Source organism: Chitinophaga deserti, from assembly GCF_003149455.1.
Taxonomy (GTDB): domain Bacteria; phylum Bacteroidota; class Bacteroidia; order Chitinophagales; family Chitinophagaceae; genus Chitinophaga; species Chitinophaga deserti.
Genome location: NZ_QFFK01000003.1, coordinates 347,194 through 360,223 on the forward strand (window position 1 = coordinate 347,194; position 13,030 = coordinate 360,223).

The window sequence follows — 13,030 nt, forward strand, 5'->3', positions numbered from 1 at the left end:
GGTATGATAAGAACAACCCTCCTGATGACACTCGCCCTCGCCCTGGGAAGTGCCAGCTGCTCCGCCCAGAAAGGTGGCTGGATCAAGCTGTTTAACGGGAAAGACCTGAAAGACTGGAATGTAAAAATTACCGGTCACAACCTGGACGATAACAACGGTAACACCTTCCGCGTGCAGAACGGCAACCTCGCAGTGTCTTACGAAAACTACGATGCCTTTAACGAACAGTACGGGCATATCTTCCATAAAAAGAAATTCTCCGCCTACCTGCTGGTGATGGAGTACCGCTTTGTGGGCGAACAGGTGAAAGGCGGCCCGGGATGGGCACTCCGCAACAGCGGCGCCATGATCCACTCCCAATCGGCCAAATCCATGGGTAAAGACCAGGATTTCCCTATCTCCATCGAAGTACAGCTGCTCGGCGGTACCGGCAGCGGGCGCCGCACCACGGCTAACCTTTGCACTCCCGGCACCAATGTGGTGATGAATGATAAACTGATCACCGCGCATTGCGTGGATTCCAAAAGCGAAACCTACCACGGCGAGCGCTGGGTAAGAGCCGAAGTACTGGTACTGGGCGATTCCATCATCAAGCACATCGTGGAGAAAGATACCGTGCTGGTTTACGAGAAGCCCCAGATCGGCGGCGGTAACGTATCCAATGCAGATCCTGCCCTTAAACAGGATGGCAAGCTCCTTTCCGAAGGCTACATCGCCCTGCAAAGCGAAAGCCACCCGATCGAATATCGTAAAGTAGACCTGTTCGACCTCGCCCCTTACATGAAAGACAAAAAGAAGCTCGAAAAGAAACTTAAAGAGCTTCAGAAAAGGAAATAGCAAACCAGTTTGCTCAAAAAAAGTCCCGGTTCCCTTCTGAGAACCGGGACTTTTCTATTTAACCCGGGGCGTACCCTTTCAGTTTTCATTTACATCCGGCCGCAAATGCCTGCTTATTTATCAACCTTCCCGCATGTTAGCCCTCTGCTAATGTCAGGACACCGTCATGATAAAGGGTATCCAAAATAAGAGATAAGCCGCCCTTAAGCCGCCTATAAGCCGCCCATATCCCGCCCATAAGCCGCCTCTATATAGGGGCGGCTTATCTACGGGTTATCCCCGGGTTAACTACGGTTTACCCGCGGCTTTACATAATCGTATATCTGACTGTTCCCGGCTGGAACCTTGCTTTGAAAAAGGAGCAGCCCGGGTACTGCTCCCGGGCTGTATTGCTCCTGTTTTCCTCACTCGTATCCATTTGGTTTCAATAAAGGGTTCGTGTTAAGTGCCCTTCTGGGGATGGGGAACACGCTGCGGTCTTTCCCGTCTACCGGTTTATCCCACCATTCGGCGCCAAATCTGTTCCAGCGCACCAGGTCGGCCCGGCGGTGGCGTTCGGCAATGAACTCACGGCCCAGCTCAATCACAAACTCATCGTCTGTAAGTTTAGCGAGGTTGGTCACATAGGAATTTGCAGGCCATGCAGCGTCTGTATAGTTGCGTTTGCGCACAGCATCCAGCAAAGTGGCGGCATCGGCTTTGGCACCTGCGCGGTATTTACATTCGGCCAGTGCGTAATAGATCTCTGCCAGTCTTATTTCCGGAGCGGAATTGAACTGGAAGAAGCCCTGCGACATGGGCAGCCACGGGAATTTCATGAGCCGCACGCCGGAGTTCTCCTCCCCTGTCAGCACCTGGGAGCCTTCGCCCCAGCGGCCATTCGGTTTCTCGGAGAACCTCGCCACCTGGTCTACATAAACCAGCGGCTTGTCTTTGTATTCTTCCGTTCCGTTGATCTTACGGGTACTGTCGAAACCGAAACCTGCATTATTATTCCAGGCATATTGCTGGCCAATCAGGAAGAAACCTTCGTACTGTGCATCTTTGCTGGTGGTGCGGAAGGGTTGCTTGCGCTTGTCGCCCGCAGCATAGCGCTCATAGGGCATACCCAGCTTGTAGGCATACAGTGCTCCATCCGGGTTGCGGGATGGCGTGAGGTGAATACCGTTCCATCCACCCCAGTCGTTATCGAGGGAATAGCGGGCCTGATAGTGCATGGTAGCATTATACACCCAGCCCATTTCGTAAATGTTACGCGCATGGGGGAACTCGAAAATGTTTTCCGGAGAGCGGTATTCTTTCACACCCGAGCGGAAAGGACCGCGGTAATCGGTATCCAGTGCGTAAGTACCATATTTGCCATCAATGATTTCCTGAGCCACGGCAGCGCATTCGTTATACTTAGGCGCACCAATCCATTTTTCCGCATTCAGGTAAAGCCGCACCAGCAATGCTGCTGCACCACCCTGATCCCAACGGCCCTGACGGGTATTCTTAGGCAGCGAAGGCAGTGATTCTTTCAGCTCTTTTTCTATGTACGCAAACACCTGCTGTGGGGTAGACTGTGCCACCAGTTCCTGCGGTGTTTCGTAAATGGGCACGGTGCGGAAGTAATCGATGAGGAAGAGATAGAACCATGCGCGAAGTACGCGGAGTTCAGAAAGGTGATGATTCTTTTCATCTTCCGTCATACCAATGGATGGATAATTCAACGCCTTGATATCGCGCATAATAAGATTGATCTGCGCAATGCCCTGATATGGGCCCGACCATGCGCCGTAGATATGGCCATCATCAGGAGTCCAGGTATGGCGGTGCAGCCGTTGCCAGTCGCCCCCGTCGTATCCGTGGATGCCTTTCTGGGTCCATACCAGGTGGTCTGCGGTAAGCTCCGATAAAAGATACCGGTCGCCATCCCATCCGCACCAGTGGCCATGTTCATAAGGGCGCACCACAGCGGCAATTACTGATTTACTATCTGTATAATATTTATCGGCCGGCAGTACATCGAACGGCTCTTCATCGAGGTTCGTACAGGAGGCGGCGGAGAATATGGAGAGCAGCAAAAGGCTGCCTATTTTGGTTCTGATGTTCATGATGTGAAGCTTTTACGTGATTAGAATGTTACCTGTGCGCCCAGCGTGAAAGTGCGCGAAATCGGATAAAGGCTCAGGTCGCCATAGCCGGGCGTAAGGCCTGTTACACCGATAGCTGTAGGATCCAGTCCGGAATAGCCGGTGAGCGTAAACACATTGCGCACGCTGCCATACAGTCTGAAGCTGCTCACGAGCTTGCCCTGCAGCTTGGGCGTCCAGCCAAGCGTGATGTTATCCAGCCGGAAGTAATCGCCTTTTTCGAGGAAGTAATCAGTAATGAGCTTGGATGATTTGATATGCCCGTTGCGGGTATACGCATCCTGTAACAGGTTAATACCCTGCTCTGCCTGCAGGCCGTAGTACATCTGGTAGAGGTTGATGATCTGGTAATCGAAACGGCCGCGGAAAAAGAGGCTCAGGTCAAATGCTTTATAGCCCAGCCTGTTGCCCCATGCCAGCTCGTAACGGGGGGCACCGTGGCCGATGTAGGTCCTGTCGCGGTCGGCATTGGCACTGCTGTACACGATGGATTCCTTTCCTTCCTGCCCGTCTTTCCACACCATAATCTGCCCGGCATCGTTTACTCCTGCATATTTATACCCGTAAAAGCTGCCCAGTTCCGTACCGGGATCGAGGCGGTATGCATAGCCAGGGTTGCCCGGCGAAGGGAGGCTTTGCAGTTCTCTGAAGTTGCCTGTATACTCCGCATTAGACCATGATACCAGTTTCGATTTAATGTAAGAACCCGTAACGTTGGTGGTGTAAGTGAAATCACCGGTTTTCACCGCATCCCAGTTCAGGGTAAGCTCCACGCCTTTGGAGCTGGTGGTGCCCACGTTCACGAACATATTCGTGTGCGGGAATGCACCCACTGCAACTTCGTAGTTATCGAGGATGCCTTTGCTGCGGCGGTCAAATACATCGATGCTGCCGCTGAGGCGGTTATCGAGCATGGCAAAATCGAGCCCTGCGTTATATGCCACGGCACGTTCCCATGCCAGCCGCGGGTTGAAGTTGTTACCCGGGCCATACACAGAGATCCATTCTCCCGCATCGTTCTGATACATGCCATATTGCTGGTAACGGAAGAGGGCGGTATAACGGTCGAAGCCTGAGCGGCCGGTAACACCGTACGAAGCACGGAGCTTCAGGTCGTTGAAGAGCTTACTGTCTTTCAGGGCAGGCAGGTTGGAGATACGCCATGCGGCAGACAGTGCGGGGAACATACCCCACTTGTTGTCGTTCCCGAATTTGGTATTGCCTTCGTACCGGAACGAAGCGGTGAGGAAGTAAGTATCATCAAAGTTATAGTTGATACGGCCGAGGAAAGCGATCAGCTTTTCCTTGCTTTTCCAGGAGTCCATTCCCAGCCGGCCTTTTTCCAGATTCCAGAGCCCTGCGCCCAGGTTGTTGTAGCCGAAGCCATCGCTGGGGAAGTCGGAGTTTTCTGCCCAGAAGGCCTGGTTATTGAATTCCTGGTAGGAGTAACCGCCCATGGCTGAGAGGTCGTGCTTACCGAATTTGGTGTTATAGTTACCGATCCATTCCAGCGTGTAATCGGCCCATTTTTCGTTCTGGAGGCGTGCGCGGCCTGTACGGTCGTTGGAGATGGATTCCGCCGCTTTAGAGGTATAATATTCCCTTTTAAGCATCTCCCTGCCCTGCCTTGCCAGCTTGAGTTCGGTATTGAAGTTTTTGAGGATGTGGAATTTCACGTTCAGGTCCACGATGGAATAATTCTGATCGGCCCCATTCTCCCTTGCCAGCAGATCGGCCACCGGGTTATAGGTATCGTACCCTGCCAGGAAATTATATTTCGTGGGATCGTTGGGGTCCATGATGGGAATGGTGGGATTCAGTTTTACGGCCTGATTGAAGGCGCCATAGTTCGTGTATTCTTCTTTCACGAAGCGCTGCGACAGGTTACCTGAAAACTCCAGCCGGCCATCGAGCACCTTTTGCTGGAAGTTGGCACGGTAGCCATACTCCCTGCGGTCAGACGCGATATCGAGGCCCTGCTTGGTGCGGAAGTTACCGGAGAGGCGGAAGATGGAATTTTCATTACCGCCGGAAATGGTGAGGAACTGGTTGGTACCGAAGTTATCTTTCCGGAGCAGCTCATCGTACCAGTTGGTACGAGCGCCCTGATCGTTTCCGCGCTTGCGGTCGAGGTACTCCTGGGCCGACAGAATATTAGGTTTGGCGGCCACGGCATCATGTTCTGCATAGCTGTCGTAGGTGAGCATTACCCTACCGCTCTTGCCTCTTTTCGTTTCTACGAGCACTACGCCGTTGGCGCCGCGGGAACCGTAGATGGCAGCGGCGGCAGCGTCTTTGAGGACGGTGATGGAGGCAATGTCCTGCTGCATGATGTTGCGGAGGTCACCACCCGGCATACCATCTATTACGATGAGCGGGGAGTTTCCTGCGCTGAGGGATGCGGCACCACGTACCTGCACGTCTGTAGCCCTGTTAGGATCAGCGGCGGCGGGGTTAGAGATGGTTACACCGGCTACTTTACCATCGATCTGCTGGAGGGGGCTGTTAAACCCGCCCTGAATGAAATCCTTACTGGCAACGGTGGTAACTGCCGAGGTGAGGTTACGTTTGGCCACGGAGCCATACCCAACCACTACCACATCGGTGAGTGTTTTTTTAGACAGGAGGAGTACGATGTTGATTTCCGTTTTACCGGCAACGGGTACTTCCTGCGGTTCGTAGCCGATGAAGGTGACGTTGAGGACGGCACTTTCGTTGGGTACGGTGAGTTTAAATTTCCCTTCACCATCGCTGACGGCGCCGCTGGTGGTGCCTTTGATCTGAAGGGTGACGCCTGCGAGTGGCGCGCCGGAGTCGTCTTTAACGGACCCGGTGATGTTTTTGGATTGTGCGAAGGCCTGCATAAGGGCCAGCAAAATAATTGGCACGGTAAGATACAACGCCCGACTAAATCGATTTTGCAAAATAACGGACATGCCCCGTGGAAGGAGGGTTGCAGTTTTCATTGTAGATATGTTTTAGGATTGAGGAACGGGTCCCTGGGCTAACAAGCGGGATGATGGCGTTAGAAATTGGCGTTTGTCCTGATTACTTTGTTCGATTCATGAAATCAACCGGAAAGATCTTCGCTCCGGTTGCAGCTGGCCTGGCGTGGGCTCGTGAAGTAATGTCACTGTCATACGTGGGTCAATGAAGTTTAGTTTCATAATAATTTCGCTCTGTGGTTTTTCGTTCACTGCCTGGCATCATTTTTTACTTAGATATGGCGCGTGCCGGCGGGTAACAATTTGATCGTCGATGGTTTCTAAATATGGCTTCTATATACTGCGGTTATTTAACCGACCTGCCAACAAGATAAGAAGAAGGCTTCTGGCTTCCAAATTATATTTTGGCCCCTCCGCTCCCCTCTTTCCCGCTGCGCGGCCATTGCAGCATCAAAAAACAGGCCGGGAATATTCTTCTCCCTGTCTCCATAAAAAAACCGGGCTCCCTTTACAGGAAGCCCGGCTGTATCTTTAACAGTTGCTATCGTAAGACTAGAAGTAACCGGGGTTCTGCTGTCCTTTCAGACCGGCATTCGCATCCAGCTCCCGCTGAGGGATGGGCTGGATCGTTCTGTTCTCGGGGTACTTCACGTTAATCGTGTTGCCGCCGCGGCGGATCTTCACGAAATCTTTCTTGTAACGTGTGAGGTCGAACAGGCGCTGCCCTTCAAAAGCAAGCTCTTTCCGGCGCTCCAGCAATACAGCTTCTACCAGCGGGGTACCGGTCAGTGCCGCATCCAGTAAAGCCGCCGGGTCCGAATCTGCCCGTGCAATCACCACGTTGGCGTCGGCAATGGCTTTATCAGATTCTCCCAGCTGGGCATATGCTTCTGCCCTTGTAAGATAAATCTCTGCCAGACGGATCAGTTTCACGTTCTCTTCAAACTTGCGGGTATATTTTCCTACAATGTATGCAGGATTTTCGCCGCTGGAACGGGAGCCTTTGGTAATGAATCCACGGCGTGCATCCGTTGCGGAATAGATATTGTACAGGCCTGCGGTAGACAGCATATCGCCATATCCGCCCTGATCATAGAAATACCCCAGCCAGTCGGTGCTGTTATTATCCGTTGCAGTATTGGCCACTTCAAGGATCACCTCAGGATTGTTCTGCTTCAGGAAATCGCCCAGCATGGTAGATGCAGGGATGAGGGAATAGCGGCTGGAGCCTGCTGCCAGTACATCCGTACACAGCGGCACTACTTTCGCCCATTCGCCTTTGTACAGGTATACACGCGCCAGCAGTGCTTTCGCTGCATATACGTTGAACTTGGCGCGTACGGAAACGCTGGTAGTACGGTTCAGTTTGCTCACTGCAGAATCCAGGTCTTCAATGATGCGGTCGTATGTTTGCTTAACAGTACTGCGCGGAGGTGCAACAATACCGGCCTTTTCAGTAGCAGTTTTCAGTACGATGGGGGCGCCCATGTGTGAAGCATCTGCCGTGAAGTTGTAAGGCTGGCAGAAGTAACGCGCCAGGTCGAAGTACGCCAGGCCACGCAATGCATATGCCTGCCCGAGGATAGAACGCTGCTCTGCAGTATCTGCAGCAGGCAGCTGGAGCGCGGTGCCTTTCTCAATCAGCAGGTTGGCATTGGCTACAGTGATATACAGACTGTTCCACAAACCGGAAGCCATACCGTCATTCGCAGTGGTGGTATAGGTATCCTGGTTGGAATAACGGTTGGAATAGTTGGTGCTGATGTGCGCATTGTCTGACTGCAGATCGGGCAGTACAGAGGCAGTACGGCCATAATAGTTGGCGCTTTGCAGGGCTGAGTAAAGTCCGTTTACAGCGGCGCGCATCCCCTGCAGGTCTTTAATTGCCACGCTTACTTCCGTATTCTGACGCGGTTCCAGCGTGAGGAAATCTTTGCTGCAGGAAGCCAGTAAAACCGTTCCGGCCAGCAGTGCATATATGTTTTTCTTGATAATGCTCATTGTCTTCCGTTTTTAGAATTAAAAGGATAAGTCGATACCAGCCAGCATGGTTTTGAATACAGGCGGGCGCTGATCGAGATCGCCGGTCACCGGTACTTCCGGATCATACTTCAGGCGGTCGTCTTTCACCCAGGTGTACAGGTTGTTGGCACGGAAATATACTTTCACGTTGCCCACACCAATCTTATTAAGCAGGTTGCGGGGCAGGTTGTAAGCCAGTGTAATATCACGGAGGCGGATGTAATCACCGTCGTACAGGAAGCGGGAAGAGTTCTGGCTGGAGCTGCCGGTTTGGGTACCACCATAGGTAACTTTCGGTACATCGGTGATATCTCCGGGTTTACGCCAGCGGTTGTCGTAAGTATGACGGTTGATCTTACCGGTGGCGCTGAATCCACTGGCACCATCGGAGTTGATGAAGCTTCCCCAGCCGTCGTACAGTTTGTTACCGAAGTTATAGAACAGCTGGAAGCTGAGAGAGATACCCTTGAAGCTGAGCGTATTGGTGAGGCCACCGTAGAACTTAGGCAGTGCGGAACCCTGGTTGGTACGTACACCGCGGCTGTAAACGTTCGTGGTTTTGGTATTGGAAGAATCGGAATACCAGAGGGCTTCGCCGTTGGCGGGGTCCACACCGGCATAGCCGATCAGGTAATACTGATAATAATCCAGTCCCTCTTCGCGGTTAAACGTTCCGCGGATAGGCGCGTTCAGTTTGGTGATACGGTTCTTGAGGGTAGAGAAGTTGAAGTCGGTTGTCCAGGAGAAGCCATCGTCGCTTTTGCTTTCGATGTTGCGGGACGACAGTGTCAGTTCCCAGCCGCTGTTCTGCATTTCACCGATGTTCTCGAGGTAACCGGTAAGACCGTTGGTGGAAGAGATCGGTACGTTCAGCAGCAGGTTGGAGGTTGTACGGGTGTAGTACTCCACGGTACCGGTGAGGCGGTTGCGCCAGAGACCGAAATCAAGACCAATGTTAAATGGTTTGTTCTGTTCCCAGGTCAGGTTCTTATTCTCGTACTGGCTGAAAGTAAAGGCAGGATCACCGTTGTATACGGAGTTGCTGCTGTACAGGCCCATGGAAGCGTAATAATCGATATCCTGGTTACCATTCACACCGTAGCTGGTACGGAGCTTCAGGAGCGAGAGGAAGCTGCTGCCTTTCAGGAAGCTTTCCTCGGTGATGTCCCAGCTGGCACCCAGCGACCAGAAGTTACCGTAGCGGTAGTTGGAACCGAAGCGGGAAGATCCGTCACGGCGGAAAGAGGCGTTCAGGAAATACTTCTGCTTGTAATTATAACCAAGGTTGGTAAACACGGATGCGATTGTAGCTTCCTGGATGCTGGAAGAAACTGCAAAAGGCAAACCTGCGTTGGCAACAGTTTCGGTATTGGGCAGGAAGCTTGTACCGGTAGCGGAGTTACTGTTAATAGTAGTTTTCTGTGCTTCGTAACCTGCCAGTACATCCAGCTCATGATCTTCCGCGAAGGTTTTGCGGTATTTCAGGAGGTTGGTGGAGATCCAGTTCAGGTAAAGGCGTCCTGCGGAAGTGCCATAACCGTTGTAGTTACGGCCATCACCGAAGCGGGGATCCCAGAACAGGTCCATATTCGCATAGTTCAGATCGAGACCGAATTTGGTCTGGAAGCTAAGTCCGTTCCAGATATTGTACTGGGCTCCGATGTTACCAAGTGCGGAATAAGTTTTACCGATACGTTTGTTGTTATCAACAACTGCAACAGGGTTGTGGCTGCTGTTGTAAGAGAGGTCGTAGGTACCGTCGGCATTATAGATTTTGAGCCAGGGCTGCAGGCGGTAGAAGGAGCGGATGGGGTTACCGAAAGCACCTGCATCCTGCACCGTATTGGATTTCTGATAACCCAGGCCGATGTTCATATCGAAATTCAGGCGGTCGTTTGCTTTATGCGTAACGGCCAGCTTCGAAGTGATCCTGTCATAATCCACACCGTTCAGGGGAGCTTCTGCTTTATACAGTCCGCCGGAAAGGTAGAAGGTGGTTTTATCATTACCGCCGGAAGCAGAGAGGTCGTACTGCTGGAAGTTGCCTTTACGGGTAAGGGCATCTACCCAGTCGGTCGTATAATTCGGATCGATTTTAAGACGTGTAACTTCCGCATCGAAAGCGGCAGGATCGTTACCCTTGTTAGCCCAGCCTTCGCGGAGCAGCTCCAGCATTTCGGGGGTGGTAAGCGGAAGGTCACTATCGCGGAGGGTAATTTTATTTACGCCATATTGAGCAGAGGCGCTGAATTTGGTTTTACCCGCTTTACCTTTTTTAGTGGTAATGAGGATAACGCCGTTGGCTGCACGGGAACCGTAGAGGGAAGCTGCTGCCGCATCTTTCAGTACGGTTACGCTTTCGATATCAGAGCTGTTGAGGCCCGCGATGGTGTTGGTGTTATAACCGGTGATGTCGCCGGATACAACCGGGATACCGTCTACCACATACAACGGTGCGCTGGAAGCATTGATACTGCCCACGCCACGGATGCGGATGTTGGGTACGGAACCGGGCTGGCCGGAGCCGTTGGTAGCCTGCACACCTGCAATGTTACCCTGGAAGCTTTCCTGAATGGAAGCACGGGGTGCACGGCTCAGCTTTTCTGCGCTGATGATACCTGCAGAACCGGTGAGTGAACGCTTGTTCTGTGTACCGTATGCTACTACCACATACTCATCCAGGCTTTCCTGGTTAATTTCCAGGCGTACGTTTACTTCTTCGCTTTCGCCCAGCGTAACGGTCTGGCTGGTATACCCTATAAATGAAAATGTAAGTTGCCGGGTACCTGCGGGTACTTTCAGTGTGTACTGTCCTGTGGCCGCAGTAAGTGTACCACGGGAGCCGGCAGCTACGGTTACCCCGGGCAGCGGGTTACCATCACGGCTGTCGGATACTTTTCCGGAGATGGTTCTGTCCTGCGCAAACACACTGGCGCCGAGCAGGATCAGTACGGAAAGGAGCGTAAAGAATTTCCTCATGATGAATTTAGATTTTGTGAATGGGATACATATTGATGAGCAATGAAAAGGCTGAATATGCTGGCATGGCGATGCCATTCCGGTTAAACTGATGCAGGTATCCCGCAGGCATTACTATCAGGCAATGCACGGGCTTACCGCTCCGTTTACGGATGGTGTTACGATATAGATTTGTTCCCTGGAAAACGTTGGCTTATTCCCACATCATACTATGGTACCGCGATGCGTAGTAGCATTTGGCATAAGTTAGCACGGCTTAAATAGTGGTGAATTTTACGTTTGGATACGGGATAAATGTCTCTCCTGGTTAATGAATAATACTGCTTTGATTCATAAGTCCGATTTAGATTTAGATTATAATACACTTAGGTTATAATGGCCACCAGCTGCATTTTGATGTAGGATGGAAAGCACTTGGATCTCGATTTACGGGAACCCCGGAATATGCTGAAATGGTTCCCTTTCTAATTATTCGGTGAAAATACTGGAAAATATTTTATCAAGTATAAAACTTCACAAGAAATTTAAAAAAATGTTAAAAGGCCGCACAATGGCGGCCTTTTAAATTATTATAACTATGCATTTCTGCTAGTAAATCTTATTCAATGCATCTACATAAGCGTGTACGCTTGCGTTCACGATATCGGTGGAGTACCCGAAGCCGTAATAAGACTTTCCGCCTTTGTGTACGCGCATGTTTACCTTGCTTACATCTTCGCTGCCGCCGTGCATAGCCTGAATGCTGAACTCATCGATGGTGATCTCGTCATTGATGATATGCTGGATAGCGTTGATAGTAGCGTTAACCGGACCGTTACCTGCCGCGCTTGCTTCTTTCTCTTCGCCATTCACGCGCAGCTTTACGGTAGCCATCGGGCGCAGCGGGTCGCCACATACTACCTGCAGCAGCGTTACCTTAATTGCTTTATCGCCATAGTGGTTGGCATCGCCATCCCCCATGAGGGTAAGCAGGTCGTGATCGTTGATTTCTTTCTTACTGTCTGCCATTTCGAGGAAGCGGGCATACACATCGTCGAGGTTGATCTTATCGATCTTGTAACCCAGTCTTTCGAGGTGATGCTTCAGTGCATGACGGCCGCTTCGGGCAGTAAGGATAATTGCGTTAGACGACAGGCCGATATCTTCCGGATCGAGTATCTCGTAGTTTTCGCGGTGCTTCAGCACACCATCCTGGTGAATGCCTGAGCTGTGTGCAAAAGCATTACGGCCCACGATGGCTTTGTTGGGCTGCACAGGCATCCGCATCATGTTCGACACCAGGTTGCTGATCTCGTAAATGCGTTTGCTGTTAATGCCGGTGGTGTATCCCAGCGCGTGGTGCGTTTTCAGGATCATGGCCACTTCTTCCAGCGAAGTGTTACCTGCACGCTCACCGATACCGTTGATGGTACACTCTACCTGACGGGCGCCGTTGATTACACCGGCAATGGTATTGGCAGTAGCAAGGCCCAGATCATTATGGCAATGCACGGAAATGATGGCCTTATCAATGTTCTTCACATTATCGACCAGGTACTTGATCTTGGCACCGTATTGCTCAGGAAGGCAGTAACCGTTTGTATCCGGGATGTTTACCACTGTAGCGCCTGCGGCAATCACTGCTTCGATCATGCGGGCGAGATATTCGTTATCTGCACGGCCTGCATCTTCTGCATAGAATTCGATATCATCTACAAATTTGCGGGCGTACTTCACGGCGCTCACTGCTCTTTCGAGAATGGCTTCGCGGGTGGAGTTGAATTTGTATTTGATGTGCATGTCAGACGCGCCGATACCGGTGTGGATACGCTTGCGTTTGGCAAACTCCAGTGCGGAAGCGGCGGCGTCGATATCTGCAGTATTGGCGCGGGTAAGGGCGCAGATAACGGGTTCTGAAACTGCTTTGGATATCTCCACCACGCTCTGGAAATCGCCGGGGCTGGAGATGGGGAAGCCAGCTTCGATAACGTCTACACCGAGGGCTTCCAGTTCTTTGGCTACGATAATTTTCTCCACGGTAGTCAGCTGACAGCCGGGCACCTGCTCGCCGTCGCGCAGCGTGGTATCAAATACGTATACTCTATTCTTATCCATGATATATGCGTCAGTTAA

Annotated in this window: 6 protein-coding genes; 1 reads left to right on the forward strand and 5 read right to left on the reverse strand. The window is 51.7% G+C overall.

Features of this window, described 5'->3' with window-relative positions:
- Window positions 1-3: 3 nt before the first annotated feature.
- Window positions 4-837, forward strand: a complete 834-nt coding sequence (locus DEV76_RS08650) for a 3-keto-disaccharide hydrolase (RefSeq protein ID WP_109697217.1) — start codon at window positions 4-6, stop codon at window positions 835-837.
- 404 nt (window positions 838-1,241) lie between these two features.
- Here DEV76_RS08650 and DEV76_RS08655 read toward each other — a convergent pair whose 3' ends face one another.
- The 5 genes from DEV76_RS08655 to DEV76_RS08675 all read right to left on the reverse strand — a co-directional run bounded on the left by DEV76_RS08655 (window position 1,242) and on the right by DEV76_RS08675 (window position 13,012).
- Complete coding sequence (locus DEV76_RS08655; RefSeq protein WP_109697219.1) at window positions 1,242-2,933, reverse strand: RagB/SusD family nutrient uptake outer membrane protein; 1,692 nt, start codon at window positions 2,931-2,933, stop codon at window positions 1,242-1,244.
- Between the two features lie 20 nt (window positions 2,934-2,953).
- The gene (locus DEV76_RS08660) at window positions 2,954-5,938 is read right to left on the reverse strand and encodes a SusC/RagA family TonB-linked outer membrane protein (RefSeq protein WP_109697221.1); all 2,985 of its coding nucleotides are present in this window, start codon (window positions 5,936-5,938) and stop codon (window positions 2,954-2,956) included.
- A 531-nt stretch (window positions 5,939-6,469) separates the two neighbouring features.
- Entirely contained in the window at window positions 6,470-7,918 is a 1,449-nt protein-coding gene (locus DEV76_RS08665) for a RagB/SusD family nutrient uptake outer membrane protein (RefSeq protein ID WP_109697223.1), read from the reverse strand.
- An 18-nt stretch (window positions 7,919-7,936) separates the two neighbouring features.
- Complete coding sequence (locus tag DEV76_RS08670) at window positions 7,937-10,918, reverse strand: SusC/RagA family TonB-linked outer membrane protein (RefSeq protein WP_157962788.1); 2,982 nt, start codon at window positions 10,916-10,918, stop codon at window positions 7,937-7,939.
- A 588-nt stretch (window positions 10,919-11,506) separates the two neighbouring features.
- Window positions 11,507-13,012, reverse strand: coding sequence for a 2-isopropylmalate synthase (locus DEV76_RS08675; RefSeq protein ID WP_109697227.1), 1,506 nt, complete (start codon window positions 13,010-13,012; stop codon window positions 11,507-11,509).
- Window positions 13,013-13,030 lie beyond the last annotated feature (18 nt).